This window comes from Subtercola frigoramans (assembly GCF_016907385.1).
In the GTDB taxonomy this organism is placed as follows: Bacteria; Actinomycetota; Actinomycetes; order Actinomycetales; family Microbacteriaceae; genus Subtercola; species Subtercola frigoramans.
On sequence record NZ_JAFBBU010000001.1, the window covers coordinates 3,555,408 to 3,575,848 of the forward strand.

The window sequence follows — 20,441 nt, forward strand, 5'->3', positions numbered from 1 at the left end:
GATCGCTGACGGGTATTGGACGGCCTTTCAGCACGTGCCTCATAATCGACAGGAGCCAGGCATCGACGCCCCTGCCCTGCCTCACGGCAGAAGGAGAGCTTGATGGCACAACGGCGCAACCGCCAGGTGATTCTGATCGAACGCCCAGCGGGAATACCCCACTCTGACAATTTCACCATCCTCGAGACACTGATCGGTGAGCCGGCGGAGGGCCAGGTGCTGGTACAGAACCGCTACCTGTCGGTGGATCCCGCGATGCGTGGATGGGTGAGCGCCGAGAGCAACTACGCGGAACCCGTCGCCCTGGGAGGGGTCATGCGCGCTTCGGCCGTCGGAACGGTGATCCAGAGTGAGAGCACGCGACTCACTGTCGGCGATGTCGTGGTGGGAAGACTGGGCTGGCAGGACTACGCGATCGTCGATGACTTCGCGGTGCGCCGGCTGAGTGATGCGCATACCCGATCGCTCCCGCCGTCACTCGCGCTGGGCATCCTCGGCACCAACGGGGCCACTGCATGGCTTGGACTCTTCGGTGTGGGGCAGCCGCAACGGGGTGATCTGGTGGTCGTCTCCACTGCGGCAGGCGCTGTGGGCTCAGCAGTAGGCCAGCTGGCGCGACTCACCGGTTGCCGCACCGTGGGCATCACGGGAAGTGCCCACAAGGTCGAGGTATGCGAGAGTCACTACGGCTTCGATGTGGCCTTGAATTACCACAGTGACGATTTCGAGCGGGAGCTGGCCGACGTCCTTGCCCAGGGAACCGATGTCTATTTCGACAATACGAGCGGCACGATAAGTGATGCTGTCATGACGCACCTCGCCCACCGAGCCCGCGTCGTTGTGTGCGGAACCGCTGCGATCTCCTCGTGGGATCCGTGGCCAGATGGCCCACGGGTCGCTAGGCACCTGCTGACACGAACAGCCCGCATGGAAGGGTTTCTCATACAGGACCATGCCGACGAGGTCGACGGCGTTGTGCAGAAGCTGGTTCCGATGGTCGAGCGTGGTGATCTCCGCTACCACGAGCACGTGCTCGACGGGCTCGAGAGTGCGCCAGGGTCGATACGAGGGCTATACGAGGGAATCAACCTCGGAAAGACGATCATCCGCTTGTGACGGGTTCGCCAGTTATGAGAGCAACTCGCCATCCATGACCAGATGGATGTTCTCTGCCGCGGCCACCGCGATGACGTCGAGGGCGACCCGCGTCATTCGGCGAGTGTCTGATTTGCGATAGGCCACCGCGAATACCGAGGGGGTGAGGCCTTCGACGTTCACCGACGTCACCAGCGGCGACGGAGAGAATCGCATGGTGGATTTGGTCATCGTGATTGCGGGGTGTCCGGAGGCCAAAGCGAGCTGAGCGCCCGATACGGTGCGGGCAGGCCCCATCGTGTCATCGATCAGCGGGCCACCGCGGAGGTCGTCAAGCTGCCACATCTGCGCCCAGCTGGGTGGTGCCGACAGTCCGAGCATCGGCAACTTGAGGGTTTCGTCGATACTCACGCTCTCCGCTTCGGCCAGTGGATGATTCACTCCGACCACCAGACATCGAGGCTCCTGGGCGATAGGAACGATGGTGAGATCTGAACTCACGATCGGTGGCCGAACGAAAGCAAAATCGACCTTTCCGTTCCTCAACTCGTCGACCTGGTCGACGAACGTCGTCTCATGCAAGACGATCTCTGCGCCGTCGAACCGCGCACGAAGCGCGGCCATGATGGGCGCCGTGAGTTCACCGCCGGCCAACTCCCCATTCAGAACCGCGACCCTGATGATCGGTTTGCGAGCACTGCCTCCCTGCCGCACCGCATCGCGGGCACCATCGACCTGAGCGAGGATCTCTCGCGCACGGACGACCAGCTCCCAACCCGCGGTCGTCGGGACAACCCCCCGTTTGCTGCGCTCGAAGAGTTTCGTACCCAACTCGATCTCCAGATGCCGGATCGCGGTCGAGAGCGGGGGCTGGGCGATATGCAACTCCCGCGCTGCAGGCCTGAACCCGCCCTCCTGGGCGACGGTGACAACATAGCGCAGCTGGCGTAGATCCATCGAAACTTCCCTTCGCCAGATTCGCCCGATCGCATCATTGCGATCGCCTCATCATCGAGCCAGAACCAGTGAACAAAGTGTAACAGCCCCGGAATTTTGGGCCTCGAAGTCGGTACGACGACTTCTCGTGACTATTCGACGTCGACCGAACTTTCGAGCGCCAATCCTCGAAATCGCGAGCCGTGCCATACCAAGGGCTCGATGTCGTTCATGCCGAGATCTCGCACCTCAAGCAGCACCAGCCAGTGGTCGCCAGCGTCGGATTCGCTGTAGACCGAGCACTCCAACCACAGTGCAGCTCCGTCGATGAAGACCGCACCGGACTCTTCAACGGAGTGACTCACCTCTTCGAACCGACGTGCCCGATCCCTGCCAGCGAGCTTCCGCGTCAGATCAGCCTGACCTTCGCCTGCGACTGACACCCCGATACGCTCCGCGTCTCTCAGGAGAGGCCAGGTCTCCGAACTCTTCTGCACCGCGAAGGCCACCAAACACGGTTCGAGGGAGACACCCACCATGAAAGACGACGCCACGAGGGCGTGCTTGTGGTCATCCCTCTCAGCAGAGAGAAAGGAGACACCCGAGGGAAAATGGGCAAATGTCTTACGAACCAGCATCGGGTCATCTGTGAGTGCAGTCATTCTCGACAGAGTCGGCGTCATTACAATCTCCTCGGCGTCTTCGGCGGAAGAATCCGCCACCATGCGGAAGGCAAAGCCGACGGTGATCGCCGACTCATTGCGCTCAGGCCAGCGTGACACAGGCCCGCCGGTCTGCCTAGGCAGGAAAATGCAATCACTGGTGCATCGAATTCAGAATCACCCCTCACGAAACTGTCGCCCAGGCGTCGCACTCAGGACGTCGCCCGCGCAAGGGCGTGTTCCGTGATTGCGTCGCCCTCGAGAACCTGCGAGACCTCACCATTGTGAATGCAGATCACCCGGTCGCACACCCCGATCAGTTCCTCTGCCTCCGCGCTTGCCACGAGTATGACGCGACCGCTTGCCAACGCCTGAAGTTCCCGCCACAACTCCGCCCGAGATGCTATGTCCACTCCGACGGTGGGGTCGTCGAAGACCATGACACGAAGGTCTGCGGCGAGCAGACGGCTCACAAGAACTCTCTGCTGGTTACCGCCCGACAAAGCGGTGAGCGGTCGCTCCGCGTCCCCGATCACCGACAACGAGGCTAGTGCGTCGGCGACGCGACTCCGCTCCACCGGTCGCCGGATGATGCCTGTCCTACCAAACCATCTGCGTAGGGCGGTGACGCTGACGTTCTCTCGAATCGTGCGCGACAGCATCGCAGACCGTGAACGGTCGCCGGTCACGGTCCCGATCCCGTGCGAAAGTGCGTCAGCGGGGCTTCGGAGCACAACCTCCGAAGCCCCGAGCCTGATCCGCCCAGCAAGCGGCCTGGTGGAACCGCTGATGACTGCGACGAGCTCCGAAACCCCCGAACCGAGCAATCCAGTGATGCCGGTGACTTCGCCGTTGCGCGCGGTGAAGTTCACCTCCCTGAGCCGGTCTCCAGAGATGTTACTCAGAGTGAGATCGTCACGGGCACCCACGTCACCTCCACCCGCGCCAGATCTCGACCGTGCAACAGAACGGGAGCCAATCGAACCGCCCGCCGGGCTGACGACAGAACGGCCGAGTACTGGCTCAGTGGGTTTCCCGAGGATAGCCTGGATCAGCGTGTCCTTGCTGATCTCCTGACCGCTCAGGCGCATGGAGACGGCACCCTCCCTGATACACACGACGTGATCGCTCAGCGCCGCGACCTCCGAGAGATGATGCGATACGTAGACGATCGTCAAGCCGTGACTGCGGAGTCTCAGAACGGCGTCGATGACCTGCCGACTCATCGCCGGCGGTAATCCAGCAGTGGGTTCGTCCAGGATGAGCAAGCGTGTGTTCTGGGCGAGGGCCTTGGCGAGCATCAGCAGACGCCTCTCCACCGGTTGGAGCGACGAGGCCAAGACGGAGAGCTCGACCTCGAGGCCCACTTTCGTCAGCGCCTCCTGTGCTCGCGCGGCACTGGCGCTGCGCGAATGGATGCCGAAGCGCGTCGGCTCGTTTCCCAGGTTGATGTTCTGGCTCACCGTGAACTCAGGAACCACCGTCATTTCCTGTGGCATGAGCACGAGGCCGTGACTCAGCGCCACGCTCGGATTCTGCAGGGAAACAGGAACGCCCTCGATGACGATCTCTCCGGAGTCCGGAACGACCAGCCCGCCGAGCACCTTCATGAGAGTCGACTTGCCTGCGCCATTCGGGCCGATGATTCCGTAGACCTGATTGCTCGAGAGATCGAGGTCGACTCCCCGAAGAGCCCGCACGCCGCCGTAGCTCTTGGCCGCTCCCCTGACGCTGAGCCACGGGGCCCCTCCAGTCGGGTGATTCTGTGACTCCTCGCTCACGTGCGCGCCTTTGCTCTGGCACCGATGATGACAGCGAGTGCCAGCACCGCGCCCTGGATAAGGCTCGCAGACCACGTTGGCGCGCCGTTGAGAGTCAACCCGGTCTGCAGGACGATGATCCACAGGACCCCCAGCACGGATCCACCGATTGTGAAGCCTGCAGTTCGCCCGAACGTGGCTCCCAGGAAGACTGCCGTGTACGTGCTGAGGATCAGGCTTCCAGCGATGTTTGGATAATAGGAATTCGCCCGCGACGTGAGTATCACCGCCGCCACCGATGCCAGCAGGGCCGAGATGATGAAACAGATGATCGTGATCCGGCGAACTCGCACACCGGCCAGATTGGAAGCCTGAGCGTTCCCCCCGATACTCTGTGCGTGTCGCCCGAAACGGGTGCCATGGAGACCCACAAAGCAGAGCAACGCAACGACGAGCACGAACCACACCGGCCAATGAAGTCCGAGGAAGGTACCGCTTGTCAATGCCCCGTACCCGGGCGGGATGTTCTGGTAGATCGTCTGATTGCCCGTGATCGCGAGCTCCAACCCGGTGAGCGCCGAGCCGACGGCAAGGGTGATGATGAACGAAGACGCTCGTCCGTAGGTCACGAGGAGACCAACCACCGCACCGACGATCAGGCCGAGGGGAATCACGATGAGCGCAGCTACCACCCAGTTGACGCCCTGGTTAGCCATCAGGGTCACCGCGGCAGCGGATGCGAGCCCGAGCACCGCGGTGAAAGCAAGGTCGAACTGCCCGACAGAGAGCACGAAGGTCACACCGCACGCCAGAAGCAACGGTACAGCGGTCTGATCGAGGATGTTCTGGATGTTCGCCACACTGTAGAAATTCGACGTCATCACCGAGAAGATCACGATCATGGCGATGAGCGATCCCGGCAGTACGAACCTGCCGAGCGCAGAAAGGATCTTCGTTCCGGATGAGTTCAGCTGCGACGACAGCCCGGGTGCGGGGTGAGCGCTGGTGGCAGCACTCACCCCGTGTTCAGACACCGTCATCAGGAATAGTCTTTCGTCCACTTGGCGACGAATTCGTTGATCTGCTCATCGGGATCGAAGTAGAACTTTCCCGTTGCGGGAGCATTGGAACTGTCGATGACTGTGAATGTGTAGACGGACTGGTCGTTCGCCGTCGGGATGGCGGTGCCGTTCGCCTTGTGGGCGTAGATGGCATCGAGCGCGACCAGAACACCCCGGTCGGAGTTGGCCGCGCCAAGCACGAGATTCTTGTTGGTCTCGAAGAGCGCAAGCGAACTCAAGTTGTCGAAGCGCCCTGTCAACAGCACATCTTGACGCCCCATCGACTGCAGGACGCGCTCCTGGATTGGCGGAGAGAAGTCACAGCAGCTCAGCATGATCTGGGTGTCGGGGTGAGCCTGGAGAATGTTCGACGTTGCGGTAGTGAACGAATTGACAACGTCTGCGGGGTCAGCGTCGGCGACTCCCTGGTAGTCGAAGCTTGCGCCGACCAGGTCGTCAGCAACACCCACAACGAACTCATGGGCGGTGGCGACTGCAGGTACATCGACCGCGACGAATTTGGCGCCAGAAGGATACTTCTTCATCAGGTAGCCACTCATCGAATGGATATACCCGTCCGTGCTGGGACCAAAGATCGCCGTGTACAGGTGATTCGGGTCCGATGAGCCATAGGGAGCAGACACCACGGGGATCCCGGCAGCCTTCGCCTGCTCGATCTGTGGGGCGATGAGTGGAGCGTCGACAGCGATCGTGATGATGGCATCCACTCCCCGTGCGATGAAGTCCGTCATTGCCTGACTCATCACCGCTGGAGTGCCTTTGCCGTCTGTCACGACGGTTTTCCATCCCGCGGCTGTGTTCGCCTTTTCGATGGTTGCGGCAGACCGGACGACGCTTTCTGCGGCGGCGGTGATCTGCAATACACCGATCGTTCCCGTAGGGAGCTTGGTGAGCTCTGCTGACGGGCTGGAACTCGACTGAGAACTCGACGAGCCCCCGGTCGATGTGGTTGCACATGCGGTCAAGATAATCAGCAGTGGCACCAGTACCAGTGCCAGACGTTTGTTCATTGAAATCTCCCTCTGTCGCACCTTTGCGACTGTCGCTTCTTTGCGATTACAGGGGGACTGCCATTGTTGGCGTCCCAGTTGACGGGCCCTTGGCAGGGCCCGAGATGTCGATCAATCTATCCAGCACCCGATTCTGCCGGTGCGCTCAGCCGCGACCGCTTCCGTATCACGCGATACCGAAACATGCGCGAAGCGGCCGAAGGTGAAGCAGGCGTCAGACGCCCGCCAAGACCGCATTCAGCGCGTTGGCACCCACGCTGTCGAGGTACTCTTCGAAGCGGGTGATCGTGCCTTCGGCGTTCAACGTGACCCACATTGCGCACGGGATCTCCACCGTCGGCTGCCCGGGCGTTCTGAAGAACCATCGATAGCTTTGAACAAATCCGTTCGTGATGGTTTCGCATTCCTTCACGTCGATCTCGGCCGCGCAGCCTACGGCGTTGCAGGCTGCCCGAAGAGTGCCGAGGCCGGCAAGGAAGTCGTCCCGATTCTGTTCAATGCCGTCTGTGTTGTGCCACACGATCGATTCCGGCGCAAAAAGCGGCGCCATGATCGTCGGTTCGAGGCTCTTCATGGCCTCGATCAGGACCTCAGCGGTCGCCAGTGACTTGCCGCGTTCGTCATTCATTGTGTCTCCTCCATGTTTCATTTGGTGAGGTCGCCTCCCCCTGGATTCGCGACTCATGGAGAGTCAAATCTGCGCAACCAAAGAGTGAAGGTACCTCACACCTCGGAAGCCTAGGACCGTCCCGCGAGATTACAGACGCGCTGCCGATACCGTTTCAATAGCGTGCGATACGTATATTCGTGCACGACCTACCGGAAGCTGCGGCGATAATGAACGTCGAAGGTCGATCCACCCATCGCGGGGCGATCGCGGTCAGGCGCAGAGCAGAAAGGCGCGGGGAGGTGATGAATGATCAGGTTGGAACCACGCCGCGATCAGCCGATCACCCTCTTTACAAAGGAAACGATCTCGCCCGCCACGTCGTCGCGAATCGCGGGTTCGTTGTGGACTTCGTGACGGAATCCGGAGTAGACGCGTGTGCGAACATTGGTCGTGCCTGAGGCTACAAGCCGATTGGCAACGTGGTACGCACCCTCCCCATAGTTCGCCACCGGATCCTGGTCTCCGGCGAGAATCAAGACCGGCAGATCGTTCCGGACGGCCGCGTACCAGTCGTCGGAGTTTGCTGTGTCATAGATTCCGATGAACCCCCGCAGGAAGCGTACTGACATCGGCACAGCGAAGTTGTTGAACGGGTCGGCCGCATGGTCGCGGACGACATCTGCGCTCAGTGCCACCCAGTCAAGGGGACCGGAACCCTGAGGGTACCGATCGATGAAGCCACGGAAGGCCTGTTCGAGCAGGAAGCCCGGTGCCGGCGCCATGGGATCTGGCTCGGCAGCCAGGGCGCGCCGATCGACGACCTTGTCGACGCTCTCGATCTGCGCCGCGATCCCGCCGAGGATCAGGCCGTCGATCACACTGCCGACGCTTGCGGCGAACACCCGAGCGATCATCGATCCCCAGGAATGTCCGAACACGACGTACGGAAGATCAGGGTGCAGTTCGCGAACGAGACCGTGCAGCGTCCGTTCGTCTGCCACCACTGTGGCCTCCGCGTCCTCGCCCGCATCAGCCCACACACCCGAGACGGCAGCGGTGCGACCATGACCGGCGTGGTCGTCTGCGGCCACGACGAATCCAGCGTCGAGAAGGATCTCGATCAATCTCAGGTACCTGCGCGAATGCTCACCGAGGCCGTGCACAACATGCACGATGGCGCGCGCCGGAACAACTGGTTCATAGATCCAGGATTGGATCACATCGCGTCCGTTGTGCGATGCAAACTCGACCTCGCGGATAGCCACTATCGTTTCTCCTTACTTCAGTTCGACAGCATCGACGGTCACCATTGTCGACGTCGACCACCTTTGGTGCGCTGCCGGGCTCACTGTTGGCTCTGGTCCGTGTAACGACCCACAGCAAGTGGCTGCGAGAGCATCGTCACGTACCCCCCGACGGTCGGCACTTCCGAGCATCCTGTAAACGTACCCCGGTCGATGGCTGGTTGGCAGCCCGAAACGTAGGTACCGCCGAGGGAGTGGGATTGGATGGTTGGCATGGCCGGGCAGGGCCCTCTCTACTGGTGAAGATGCGTGGTGGGCATCGGGAATCGAGGGGAGACGCGGGTTCCGCCGCGCGTCTCCCCTCTTGCTCATTCCAGACGTGGACTTCCGGAATGAGCGGCTCATGGACTCTCGGAGGAGCAGGCCGAGAACGAAATGACTAGATCAGTTCTCGTATCTTCTGCGCCACGGCCCGGCCGAGAATGGTGTTGCTTTCAGCGCTGAGATGGATGCCGTCGACACCATCAGTGCAGATGTGCGCCCCGGCATCGAGCCAGGCAACACCTGCGAACGATGCCAGTGCTGCATACAGCGCAGGCAGTTGTTCGGTCTTCGCTTGAGCGCCCGCGAACATCTCACCGAACCAGGGGTGGGGTATCGTGCCCAGGCGCGGGGGCGCGACGACCACCACGCGGGGCGCAGGGTAGAGCGTGCCGACGCCGCCACCCGAACCCTGGACCTGCCCGACGAGTTCTGCCATTCCGTAGGCGATCTCATAGGCGGTTCTGTTGTAGATGGGTTTCGTATCATTCGTACCAAGCAGCAGCACGACGAAATCGAGTGGCAGGTGGCTGGCAAGCGCCGTGGGCAAGTAGCGCGCGCCGTTCAGACGACCGTCCACCGGGTCGTCGACGTTCGTCGTGCGGGACGACAACCCTTCTTCGATTATCTCGTAGCCGTCGCCGAGATCATCGAGCATCGCGCCAGTCCAGCGCTGGTTGATGGGGTACCGCGATGTCGGGGCTCCTTCATTGGTGGGAATCCACCCCCAGGTGAGGGAATCGCCGAAGCAGAGAATTCTCTTGGTCGTTGTCACTGGTCTCTCTTTCTGATGGTTTTGTCGCGGAATGCTCATGGATAGCCGACGAATTACGGAATAGTCTCGCTTCGGCAGCGCCCTGGCTCGTCACCCCAGATAGGCGTCAGAGAGAAGGTCACTGGCCACGAGATTCGCGATGGTGTCGTGCCCGACGACCCTCCCCTCTGCCAGGACGTAGACAGAGGAACACAGATGCTGCACCAGACTCGTGTTCTGTTCGACGAGGAGAACAGTCAGCCCGCTCCGTGCGACGCCTTCCAGCAGCTCGCGCACTTCGTGGACCGCGACCGGAGAAAGGCCGCTCGACGGCTCGTCGAGCATGATGAGCCGGGGCTCGGACATCAGGGCTCGTGAGATCGCGACCAACTGCTGCTGGCCGCCACTCAATCGACCCGCGGGTTCCCTGCTGCGCTGACCCAGCCAGGGAGTTCGCTCGTAGACTTCTGCGAGGCGTTGACGAGCAACTCGCGGCTTTTCCTGGGCGGCACCGAGCAGGAGGTTGTCTTCGATCGACATGCTCGCGAACAGCCGCCGATCCTGTGGGCAGAGTGCGATTCCCGATCGAACAATATCCCTCGTGTCAGACGAAGAGATGTCTGTGCCATCGAGAACGAGCTTCCCGGTGCGGCTCACCGCATGCATGATGCCCATCAGGAGCGAGGTCTTGCCTGCCCCGTTGGCACCCAAGACTCCCGTGACCTCACCGGACGCGACGCCCAGCTCGACTCCCCGGACTGCTGTCACGGCACCGTAGGTCACGCGCAGATCGGTGATTGTGAGAAGTTCCATCGGTCAGTCTCCCAAATAGGCAGCGACTACTGCCGGGTCATTGCGAACGTATTGCGGTGTACCCTCCGAGAGGACCTTGCCCGACGCCATGACGAGAACGCTGTCGGCCAACGGCATCAGGAACCGCATATTGTGCTCGACGACGATGACCGTGGTTCCGAGTTCTGAACTCGCAACGCGGATGACGCTCTGAAGTCGATCTGCCTCTTCGATGTCCATTCCGACGGCCGGCTCATCGAGAAGCAGAAGCTCTGGGTGGGTGGCGAGTGCCGAAGCGACCATCACCATCCGCTGGATCGCGCTGGGCAGGGATCCTGTGAGCCTGTCCAGCGTGTCAGTGATTCCCACGAGCTCGGCGATCTCGGCCGGTGTCCGCGGTCCACGTCGCGCGCCCGAAGCGAGCTCCAAAGTGCTGCGAACGGTCCAGTCCCGCATCAGTCGAGTCGACTGGAACGTGCGCGCGATTCCCCGACGCACCTTGCGATGAGCAGTGAAGGCGGTCACGTCGGTGCCGTCGAGCGAGACATGACCAGAGGACGGCCGGGAAGTGCCAGCGATCATGTTGAGCAGGGTTGTCTTGCCCGAGCCATTCGGACCGATCAGCCCCAGGACCTTCCCGCGGTCCAGCGAGAAGTCGACCCCGTCGACCGCGTGGACTCCACCGAAGACCTTCGACAGGGCCTTCACCTCGAGTAGGACTGTCATTTGGTGACCAGCTTTCGAGAGTGGACACGGCGCATCACGAGTTCAAGGGAACCGATGATCCCACCGGGCATCAGGAGAGTGATCAGAATGAACACGACACCGAGGACGATCTGACTCACACCGGGCTGCAGATGCAGAAGCTGGGAGAACCCGACGACGATGACTGCGCCGACGATCGGCGTGAACAGCCGACCGTAGCCCCCGACGCCGATCGCCACGAACATCAGAAACCCCTGCATGAAGGTGAATTGTGACGGCGCGACGACACCGTTGTACTGGGCAAGGAGAATTCCGCCCCACGCCCCGAAGAAGGCAGACAGGATCACTGCTATCGCCTTCGTGCGTGCCGTGGGAACGCCCAGGTGTTCGGCGAGATCTTCATCGGAACGCACCGATCTCAGCCGATTTCCGACCGCCGAGCGGGAGATCGCGTCGAAGATGAGCAGTGCGGCGACCAACGAAACGACCATCGTGATGAGAAGCGTTCGTAATGGAAGCCCCAGGCCGACAGGCAGACCATTTGGGCCGCCGGTGACCTGGGCTTCGTTGGAGAACACGAGGGCAGTCACAGCGCCGAAGAACAATGTACCGATCGAGAAGTACTGGCCACGGGTGCGACTGAATACGACAGCCACCAGGAATCCGACACCCGTTGTAGCCACCAGGGCGACGACGGCTGCCGAGATGAAAGACCAGCCTGCATTGAACAGGATCGATGAGACATATGCGCCGATTCCGAAGAATGCGCCCTGAGCAATGCTCGGGTAGCCTCCCAGCCCCTGAACGATGTTCAGCCCTGTGAGCGAGATCGCCCACGCAACGACGAGCACAGCCACCAATCCCTGGTCGCCGCGCAGCAAAGTGACCGCGAGGTACGCCAGAACTCCGACGATGACGATGGCGATCGTGCTGGTGGAGCGTTCCCGCAGGCGTGCCCGGCGCGAACTCGGTGTCGCGGTCACCGTCGAGGCATCTTTCACGAGCATGTCAACCAACCCTCTGTCCGTTCACCGAGCGAATCCCGGATGGCCGGAAGACGAGCACCAACACCAGGAGCAGGAACCCGAACGCCGTCTCGTACGCAGCGCTCACAAGCGTCGCCCCAAAGCTCTGGATGACTCCGAGTCCAAGGCCCCCGATCACGGCCCCGGGCACACTGCCCAGGCCTCCGATGATCACGACGACGAACCCGCTCAACAGCAACGTGTCGGCCATGTACGGCGAGACCTGGTACGTAGGCGCGAAGGCCACAGCCGCCAGGCCGCTGATGACGCCAGCGATGAAGAAGGCGATCGTGATCTGCCGCCCGACCGACAGCCCGAGGATGACCGCTGCTCCTCTGTCTTGCGCAACGGCCCGGATGGATCGGCCGAACGACGTCTTGCTCAGAATGACCGTCAGAGCAGCCGTGACGACGAGCATCACAATGATCACGACGACCTTCACCCCGGACAGGCTGACGTCGCCGAGGCGCACGACCCAGGTCGAGTACGGAGTGTTGAGCGCCTTTCCTTCACCTCCCCAGATCACGAGAGCCACGTTCTGCAGAATAAGTGACAGCCCGAGGGCGATCGCCGGGGCGGCGGCCGGCTTCTCCCTGATCCACCGGTAGGCGCCCACCTCGGTCAGCACCGACAGCCCGCCTGCAATGAGCACTGCAGCGATGACCGCCACGACATAGGGAGCGCCAGCTGTCTGGATCGCCCATGCGGTGTAGGCGGAGAGCACCATCACCCCAGCCTGCGCGAAGTTCGGTACGCCCATCACGCCGTACACCAGGGTCAGACCAAGAGCGACCAGCACGAAGAGACTGCCGAGGAAGAGCCCGTTGGCGAGAGTCTGGACCATCGTCTTATTTCTCCGACGTGCAGGCGTCTGCCGTTATCTTCGGCGACCCGATCTTGGCACCCAACCCATCGAAGACCTCCACCGTCGCGATGGACTGGGATGTCGGGCACCACTGCGTGATCTCTGAGAGAGTGCGCGCATCCCTGTCAGTGAACATGGTTCCTGAATCCGAAGGGAGCCATCCGCTGACGGTTGCCGACGGCACATCGATCGAGCCGAGTGCCTGCGTTATCGCTGCACGATCGGTGATCGAACCAGCCTTCGTCATGGCAGCCGCCATGACGAAGGGAAGATCGTAGGCCCACATGGTGAGGTCCTGCGGGTATTCGTTGTAGCGAGCCTGGTAGGCCTTACCGAAGGCAGCGGCCGCCGGATTGGACGACGTGGTCGGGGTCGTGCCTGCGCAGTCGTAATTGTTTGCCATCATGTCGTTGAAGTTGGCGCCCAGGATGGTCTGCGCCTGCTCGGGTGTGACTCCGGAACTGTGCATGACGGCTCCGGTGAACCCAGCCTGACGAAGCTGCTTGAGAATCGGCAGGACGATGCCAGTCACGCTGCTGATGTACACGACTTCGGGTTTCGACGCGAGCGCAGTGGCGATGGCGTTACCGTAGTCGGACGTGCCGAGTGGGGCGTCAGCGACCGTCACAGTGAGCCCGGCTGCTTTGGATTGGCTTTCGACAAGTTGACTCAGGCCCTCCCCGTACGGTTCGCCGCTTGTATTGATGACGCTGAGGCTCTTTGCGTTCAGCTGAGTGGAGGCCCAATCCACGCACCCGATTGTGTAGGTGGTCGAATCTCCTCGCATCAGGAAGATGTCCGGACTGTAGGTCAGGATGCTCGGATACGTACTGTCGAGAATGTTGATGGCGGGAACAGGGTTGCGAAGCAGAGCCGGCCCGTAGACGCCTGATCCGAGGCCGAATGACACGATGGGCAGGTTGTCGGATTCGACCATCTGGCGCAGTGCCGCGACCCCGGTTGTGGCGAAGTCGCTCTTGTCGTCCGCGAAATCGAATTCGAGTTTGTAGGTCTTTCCGTCCACCTGGAATCCCTGCGCATTCAGCGCCTCGACCCCCATCTGGATCGACTTCTGCTCTGGCGCCCCGAGCGTGGAGTTGACCCCGGAGAGCGACAGGATTGCACCGACCTTCACGGTGCCGCCGTCGCCGCCGGCGGGGCTGCTTGCGCAAGCAGCAACTCCCAGTAGTAATCCGACAACAGCTCCTGCCGTCAGAACCAATCGTTTTTTCGTCATAACCTCTCCCTTGAGTGCGTAAGTCGGGGCAGGCCTCGATGCGGTGGCGACCCTCTTCCGAAACGATATGGTTTGCGTTCCGGGGCCGCGATGGGGCAATGCACGTATGCCCACGTACTCCAAAGGAGCACTCGAACCGGCGACTCCCGGCTTCCCGGGCGCTATGTTTGTATGCGGAGCTGTGGCGTCAGCGCAACAGGACCCGAAGCGAGGAAGCTTCTCCAGCGCTTCCATTCACGAGGAACTCATCGATGGAAACCAGGAATCCACCCAGTGGCTTTGATGACTCTGTCGTGATCGTGGACTCGAGCGGTCAGGTGCTCGAAGTGAACGACCACTTCCGTATCTGGCCCGGTCACGCAGCAGTTCCGGGTGCTTCCGCTGACTTCTGGAGTTCAGAAGCAGCAGCACCTCTGGTCCAGCGCAGGTTCCTGCTCGCGAACGTGGCCACTGCCGGCGGAGTCACGCGGCTGGTAGAGCGGGTCTCAGGTCGCTGGGCGCGGATATCGATTCACCGAATCGAGCCTGAGAACAGGGAGTCGCCCCTAGCGGTCGTGTATCGGGACATCGATTCTGTCGTGTCTGCTGAAGAGGAACTGAAGCGGCTTCGCCTGAAGATTCTGACCATTCAGGAAGACGAGCGCCGAGCCATCTCTCAGAATCTTCACGACGAACTCGGCCAGGGCATGACCGCTCTGCTGTTCACGGTGCGTGCGCTCGACGACGTCGCGCCAGCGTCTCCGGAACTCTCGCGCGCGGTGCGCGATGCGACAGCCCAGGTTGAACTGCTCACGCGACGGATGCGACAAATCTTCTATCGGATTCGACCGCCGTCACTTCGTGATGCCAGCCTTCCTGAAGCGATGGCCGACTATTGCGCGACTACAGCACAATCGAGTGGCCTGAAGATTCTCTTCGACGCGGAAGACGCGATTCCGGCTATGGATGGAGCGAAGGCGACTGCCCTGTACAGATTGCTGCAGGAGGGCTTGAACAACGCCATCAAGCATGCCTCCGCTCAGTCGGTGTGGGTCACGCTGGGAACAGACGCGGATTCGGTCTACATCGCAGTAGAAGACGATGGGCGAGGATTCGACAAGGAGTCTTCGAGTGCCGGAATCGGAATAGCAGGTCTGCGGGAACGATTCTCGATGCTCGAAGGCGACAGCCATGTCGACACTCGGCCAGGCGGGGGCACTCGGCTCAGCGGCTCTGTACCGGTGAATGTCATGACCGAACGAAGCGCCACGTGATCACCGTCCTGGTCGCCGACGATCACCCGATCGTGAGGAGAGGTGTCTGCGACGTTCTGTCGTCGGCGGTCGGAATCACCGTGGTGGGAGAAGCCTCAAGCGGAGCGGGATGCGCGGCGCTGGCCGCCTCGCTTCATCCGGATGTCGTCGTCGTCGACTTGACGATGCCGCTCGATGATCGTGTTCCGTCCACCAGCACCAGTTCGACCGGCATCGACGCCATTTCGAACATGATTTCTGCAGACCGTTCATCTCCGCCCGCAATAGTCGTGCTTTCTGTGCACGGTGAGCTCGACATCGTTCGAGCCGCGTTGAGTGCCGGCGCAATCGGTTACGTGCTCAAGGAATCCGTGACCTCCGATCTGTGCGCAGCCGTGCTCGCCGCAGCGGCTGGAAACATCTATCTGTCTTCCGAAGTCTCCGCTGTCCTCCTGCCTGCGGCTTCGCCACGAACAGATCCGGTCGAGCGGCTCTCGCCGAGGGAGCGGAGTGTCGTCAACCTGATCGTGGATGGACTGTCGACAAAACAGATTGCGACCAGACTCCAAACCAGCCCGAAGACGGTGGAAAAGCAACGTCGCGAGGCGATGCGCAAGCTGGACGTTCCCAACGTGGCGTCGTTGGTGAGGGCGATGCTGACGCACGGCACTGACCGTTAGTATTCCTTCACCGAGCAAGAGGACACCAAGCAATGTCTCGCTACATCATCGGCGTAGACCAAAGTACGTCGGGTACCACTGTCATTCTCATCGACGACGCGGGTGAGGTCGTTGCCGTCCGCAAGCTCGCGATCAAACGCTACACACCACAGCTCGGTTGGGTGGAACAGGATGCGACGGAGATCTGGCTGGCCACCAGGAGCGCGCTTAGGGCGGTCATCCAGGATGCGCGGGTCTCGCCCGACGAGATCGAGTCGATAGGAATCGCCAATCAGCGAGAGACCATCGTGGTGTGGGACCGTCACACGGGCGAACCCTCCGGCCGGGCGATCGGCTGGCAAGACAGGAGAACTCTCGAATTCTGTGAGAAGGTCGACCCTTCCGACCGTGACCGGTTGGAAGACGAAACAGGCATGCTGCTGCTGACCAATTCGGCAGGCCCGAAGATCGAGTGGCTCCTGAGTCACGACCGCAACGTGCAGCGCGGAATGGCCGATGGGCGACTGATCTGCGGGACCGTCGATTCCTGGCTCATGTGGAACCTGTCCGGAGGCAAGTCCCACGTCTCCGACCATTCGAACGCGTCGGTGACCATGCTCCAAGACGCACGGACGTTGAGCTACTCCGAGAGGGCGATCGATTTCTTCGGCATACCCCGCGGTGTTCTACCCGCTCTGCGCAGTTCTAGCGAGACCCTGGCCTACACCGCACCGGAGCACACCTTCGGCGTCGAGATACCGATCACAGGGTGCGCTGGGGATCAGCAGGCCTCGATGTTCGGGGTCGGCTGCATTCGCCCGGGCATGGCGAAGAACACGTATGGCGCCGGGAATTTCACCATGCTCAATGTCGGCGATCACTACCAGCCACCGAGCCACGGAACGTTTTCCCCTGTCCTGTGGTCCGCCAACGGCACCGTCACGTACGGCGTCGAGTACATGACAGACGATGCCGGTTCGGTCCTGGATTGGCTCCGGGATGGTCTGCGCATCATCGGCGAAGCGCGGGAAGCAGAGTCGCTGGCCCTGCAGGTCCCGGATTCAGGAGGACTTCATTTCATTCCTTCGCTGGGCCAGCAGCCAACGGATCGCCGTTCACCCGCGGCGTCCCGTGCCAAACCCGGTCATTCAGGCGGTCTTCTGATGGGGCTCACTCACCAGTCGACACGACAGCACATTGCTCGCGCGGCGCTTGAGGCAATAGCATTCCAGGCTCGTGACGCGCTCGAGGCAATTCAGACCAGTGCAGGCATCAGTCCAGCGGTGCTGAGGGTTGATGGGGCGGGGGCCCGCAACGATTTTCTCATGCAGTTCCAAGCCGACATCCTGGGCATCCCAGTCGAGAGACCGAGAACTGTCGAGACGACAGCCGTCGGTGCCGCCTACCTTGCCGGGCTCGCAGTGGGCTTCTGGGATTCAGTGGCAGAAGTCGAAGCCAACTGGCGTCTCGACAAGGTCTTCGAACCCAGACTCTCGACCGATGCTCGAGATGAGCTCTACCAGAAATGGGTCGACGCGATGGGGTACTCCTCGACGCTGAACACCTGAGTTACGATATAGTTACTATTTACAAACTATATTTGCCGAGCTCAACGACGAGACCGACACTCCGGAGGAATCGTGGCGACGAAAATCACCCGTGAACGCGGCCGCATGTTCAGCACAGACAACCCCAGGTACAAATGGGTGGCGTTGAGCAACACCACCCTCGGGATGCTCATGGTCACGATCAACAGTTCGATCGTGCTGATCTCGCTTCCCGCCATCTTCAAGGGCATCGACCTCAACCCCCTTGAACCTGGCAACGTGAGTTACCTGCTCTGGATGCTCATGGGCTTCATTCTCGTCACCGCCGTACTCACCATGACCTTCGGCCGTCTCGGCGACATCTACGGCCGCGTGAAGATCTACAACATGGGCTTCGTGATCTTCACCGTCGGGGCCATCGCCCTCGTCTTCGACCCGCTCACTTCTGGCCAGGGTGCGATGTGGCTCATCGGCTGGCGCGTGATCCAGGCCGTCGGCGGCGCGATGATCTTCGCCAACTCGACGGCGATCCTGACCGACGCCTTCCCGTCTGACAAACGGGGCATGGCCATCGGCATCAACCAGATCGCCGCCATCGCGGGCTCGTTCCTCGGCCTGCTCATCGGCGGTGTGCTCGCCACCATCGACTGGCGCGCGATCTTCCTGGTCAGCGTGCCCTTCGGCATCCTCGGCACGATCTGGTCGTTCAAATCCCTGCACGAGGTCGGTCAACGCAACCCCGGTAAGGTCGACATCCCCGGCAACGTGCTTTTCGCTGTGGGCCTGATCACCCTGCTGACCGGCATCACCTACGGGATCCAGCCCTATGGCACCGACTCGATGGGGTGGCTGAACCCGTGGGTCCTCGGTTCGATCATCGGCGGCATCGCACTGCTCGTGATCTTCGTGTTCGTCGAACTCCACCACAGAGACCCGCTGTTCAACGTGCGGCTCTTCGCCATCAAGGCCTTCGCCTGGGGCAACGTGGCCGGCCTCACGGCCGCCATCAGCCGGGGCGGCCTGCAGTTCATGCTGATCATCTGGCTGCAGGGCATCTGGTTGCCGCTTCACGGCTTCTCCTACGAGAGCACCCCGCTCTGGGCTGGCATCTACCTGCTTCCGCTGACCATCGGCTTTCTCGTCTCGGGCCCCATCTCCGGTGCGCTCAGCGACAAATTCGGCGCCAGGACCTTTGCCGTCGGCGGCCTGATGCTGGTCGCCGTCACCTTCGTGGCGCTCCTGCTCATTCCAGTGAACTTCGACTACGGGATCTTCGCGGTACTGACCTTCCTGAACGGAGTCGGCTCGGGTATGTTCGCGGCCCCGAACCGCACCGCGATCATGAACAGCGTTCCGGCGAACCAGCGTGGCGCAGCATCCGGCATGACAGGCACCTTCCAGAATGCCGGCAACTCGCTCTCGATCGGCATCTTCTTCTCACTGATGATCGCCGGCCTCGCCGCCACCCTGCCGACGGCCATGTATAGCGGCCTCACCGCGCACGGCCTCGCCTCTGATGTGGCCAACCAGGTGGCCTCGACACCGCCGGTCGGCAGCCTGTTCGCTGCATTCCTCGGGTACAATCCCATCGAGTCCATCCTGGGGCCGATCGGGGCTCTCGACGCGCTCTCGCCCGCAAACGCGGCGGCCCTGACAGGGCAGTCGTTCTTTCCGCAGCTGATCTCCGACCCGTTCCACTCCGGCCTGGTCATCGTGTTCACCGTCGCCGCGGTTCTCTCGGTGTTCGGGGCGATCGCCTCGTTCTTCGCCGGCGGCAAGTACATGCACTCCGAAACCGGTGCGGTGAAAGCGGTGCGCTCCGAGCCCTCGAACCTGTCGGCCGAGCTCAGCGACGTCTGACAGGGCCGAGCCAACCACTCCGAGAGTGCGGTCCGGGCATCCTGTGGCCCACACTAGTGGGATGAAACCCCGCGCCATGGTCTTTACTCTCTTCGGTGACTACCTCCGATATATCGGTCACGGGGAGGCGAAGCTCGGCGCGTTGTCAGAACTGCTCGGGCTGTTCGATGTCGACGCGGGAACCACGCGCGTCGTCATGACGCGGTTGAAGAAGGACGGATGGTTCGACACTCGGCGCGATGGGCGCGAGACGAGCTACCTCCTGAGCGAGAAGGGCTGGCGGCTCATGAATGAGGGCCGCGCGCGCATCTTCGTGCATCCGGATGTGAAGTGGTCGGGCGAGTGGGCCATGGTGAGCTACCGATTTCCCGACAGCGAACGTGCCGCGCGCGAAGCGGTGCGCAAACAGCTCTCCTGGCTCGGATTCGGGCAGCTCACGCCCTCGATCTGGATGAGTCCTCACGACAGGATCGCCGCGGCAGAGGCCCTGTTCGAGGGCGCGCCCACCAACAGCGCGGACATGTTCTATTCGCGGGGGCGCAGCCTGGAGCAGGATCGGGACATCGCGCGGCGGTGCTGGGACCTCGACGCCCTCAACGAGGACTACCGGGCATTCATCGCTGAATTCTGCGGGCCCACCGAGCCTGAACCGACGGGGGTGGATGCCCTGATCCAGCGTGTGCGCATTGCTGGCGCCTACCGGCTCTTCCCGTTTCGCGACCCCGATCTTCCGATCGAGCTCCTTCCCGCTGACTGGCGCGGCCACCAGGCCCACGAGGAATTCACGCGGGTGTACGCCGGACTCACCGACGAAGCGGAGAGCGCTCTGGAACGCATCACTGGCGTGGAGATGGACCGCAGAACCGACTACCCACCAGCCTCGGTCTCTGCCAAGGAGACCTCTTAGGGCAGTCGAGAGTGCCCATTCCTGCCTCGGATCTCCTCGTCATGACCGCAGGCTCTTATCGCCTATTCATATGAATTAGATATGGAAATGGGCATCCGTTGCCAAATTGTTACTATTTTGTCGCGCCGGAACCACCGC

19 protein-coding genes and 1 pseudogene are annotated in these 20,441 nt (G+C 61.7%); 6 read left to right on the forward strand and 14 right to left on the reverse strand.

Annotated features, from left to right (window positions below; all coding sequences use genetic code 11):
- The first annotated feature begins 102 nt into the window (after positions 1-102).
- Positions 103-1,116 (forward strand): NADP-dependent oxidoreductase, encoded by a 1,014-nt coding sequence (locus tag JOE66_RS16390; RefSeq protein ID WP_205111238.1) that lies wholly within the window; start codon positions 103-105, stop codon positions 1,114-1,116.
- A 12-nt stretch (positions 1,117-1,128) separates the two neighbouring features.
- Here JOE66_RS16390 and JOE66_RS16395 read toward each other — a convergent pair whose 3' ends face one another.
- The 14 genes and pseudogenes from JOE66_RS16395 to JOE66_RS16455 form a co-directional block, all read right to left on the reverse strand.
- The gene (locus JOE66_RS16395) at positions 1,129-2,052 is read right to left on the reverse strand and encodes a LysR family transcriptional regulator (protein ID WP_205111240.1); all 924 of its coding nucleotides are present in this window, start codon (positions 2,050-2,052) and stop codon (positions 1,129-1,131) included.
- Between the two features lie 131 nt (positions 2,053-2,183).
- Positions 2,184-2,693 (reverse strand): flavin reductase family protein, encoded by a 510-nt coding sequence (locus JOE66_RS16400; protein WP_205111242.1) that lies wholly within the window; start codon positions 2,691-2,693, stop codon positions 2,184-2,186.
- A gap of 212 nt (positions 2,694-2,905) precedes the next feature.
- On the reverse strand, positions 2,906-4,474 hold the full coding sequence (locus JOE66_RS17730; protein WP_205111244.1) for a sugar ABC transporter ATP-binding protein: 1,569 nt from the start codon (positions 4,472-4,474) through the stop codon (positions 2,906-2,908).
- Positions 4,471-5,493 (reverse strand): ABC transporter permease, encoded by a 1,023-nt coding sequence (locus JOE66_RS16410; protein WP_205111246.1) that lies wholly within the window; start codon positions 5,491-5,493, stop codon positions 4,471-4,473. The genes JOE66_RS17730 and JOE66_RS16410 overlap by 4 nt, the downstream gene beginning before the upstream one ends.
- Positions 5,493-6,545: a sugar ABC transporter substrate-binding protein gene (locus tag JOE66_RS16415; protein ID WP_205111248.1), complete on the reverse strand. Its 1,053-nt coding sequence runs from the start codon at positions 6,543-6,545 to the stop codon at positions 5,493-5,495. Before JOE66_RS16415 ends, JOE66_RS16410 begins: the two co-directional genes overlap by 1 nt.
- A 214-nt stretch (positions 6,546-6,759) precedes the next feature.
- Positions 6,760-7,173, reverse strand: coding sequence for a hypothetical protein (locus JOE66_RS16420; RefSeq protein ID WP_205111250.1), 414 nt, complete (start codon positions 7,171-7,173; stop codon positions 6,760-6,762).
- A 314-nt stretch (positions 7,174-7,487) separates the two neighbouring features.
- Complete coding sequence (locus JOE66_RS16425; RefSeq protein ID WP_205111252.1) at positions 7,488-8,420, reverse strand: alpha/beta fold hydrolase; 933 nt, start codon at positions 8,418-8,420, stop codon at positions 7,488-7,490.
- 418 nt (positions 8,421-8,838) lie between these two features.
- Positions 8,839-9,495, reverse strand: coding sequence for an SGNH/GDSL hydrolase family protein (locus tag JOE66_RS16430; RefSeq protein WP_307827257.1), 657 nt, complete (start codon positions 9,493-9,495; stop codon positions 8,839-8,841).
- Positions 9,496-9,585: 90 nt separating this feature from the next.
- A complete protein-coding gene (locus JOE66_RS16435) occupies positions 9,586-10,287 on the reverse strand; it encodes an ABC transporter ATP-binding protein (RefSeq protein ID WP_205111256.1) in 702 nt (233 codons plus the stop codon).
- Positions 10,288-10,290: 3 nt separating this feature from the next.
- Positions 10,291-10,506 (reverse strand): ABC transporter ATP-binding protein C-terminal domain-containing protein, encoded by a 216-nt coding sequence (locus JOE66_RS17895; protein WP_443741978.1) that lies wholly within the window; start codon positions 10,504-10,506, stop codon positions 10,291-10,293.
- An 18-nt stretch (positions 10,507-10,524) separates the two neighbouring features.
- Positions 10,525-10,992 (reverse strand): annotated as a pseudogene (locus tag JOE66_RS16440) (ATP-binding cassette domain-containing protein); the annotation flags it as partial.
- On the reverse strand, positions 10,989-11,978 hold the full coding sequence (locus tag JOE66_RS16445; RefSeq protein ID WP_205111260.1) for a branched-chain amino acid ABC transporter permease: 990 nt from the start codon (positions 11,976-11,978) through the stop codon (positions 10,989-10,991). The pseudogene JOE66_RS16440 and the gene JOE66_RS16445, both read right to left, overlap by 4 nt.
- 1 nt (position 11,979) lies before the next feature.
- The gene (locus JOE66_RS16450; RefSeq protein WP_205111261.1) at positions 11,980-12,840 is read right to left on the reverse strand and encodes a branched-chain amino acid ABC transporter permease; all 861 of its coding nucleotides are present in this window, start codon (positions 12,838-12,840) and stop codon (positions 11,980-11,982) included.
- Positions 12,841-12,844: 4 nt separating this feature from the next.
- Entirely contained in the window at positions 12,845-14,098 is a 1,254-nt protein-coding gene (locus JOE66_RS16455) for an ABC transporter substrate-binding protein (protein WP_205111263.1), read from the reverse strand.
- Between the two features lie 251 nt (positions 14,099-14,349).
- On the opposite strand from JOE66_RS16455, the gene JOE66_RS16460 reads away from it, so the two are divergent.
- From JOE66_RS16460 to JOE66_RS16480, 5 genes are all read left to right on the forward strand, one after another.
- Positions 14,350-15,351, forward strand: a complete 1,002-nt coding sequence (locus JOE66_RS16460) for a sensor histidine kinase (RefSeq protein WP_205111266.1) — start codon at positions 14,350-14,352, stop codon at positions 15,349-15,351.
- Positions 15,348-16,010 carry a response regulator gene (locus JOE66_RS16465; protein ID WP_205111268.1) on the forward strand — a complete coding sequence of 221 codons (663 nt, stop codon included), beginning with the start codon at positions 15,348-15,350 and terminating at the stop codon, positions 16,008-16,010. Before JOE66_RS16460 ends, JOE66_RS16465 begins: the two co-directional genes overlap by 4 nt.
- A gap of 32 nt (positions 16,011-16,042) precedes the next feature.
- Positions 16,043-17,557 carry an FGGY family carbohydrate kinase gene (locus JOE66_RS16470; protein ID WP_205111270.1) on the forward strand — a complete coding sequence of 505 codons (1,515 nt, stop codon included), beginning with the start codon at positions 16,043-16,045 and terminating at the stop codon, positions 17,555-17,557.
- Between the two features lie 72 nt (positions 17,558-17,629).
- Complete coding sequence (locus JOE66_RS16475; RefSeq protein WP_307827258.1) at positions 17,630-19,396, forward strand: MFS transporter; 1,767 nt, start codon at positions 17,630-17,632, stop codon at positions 19,394-19,396.
- Between the two features lie 61 nt (positions 19,397-19,457).
- Positions 19,458-20,303: a PaaX family transcriptional regulator gene (locus JOE66_RS16480; protein WP_205111272.1), complete on the forward strand. Its 846-nt coding sequence runs from the start codon at positions 19,458-19,460 to the stop codon at positions 20,301-20,303.
- Positions 20,304-20,441: the final 138 nt, after the last annotated feature.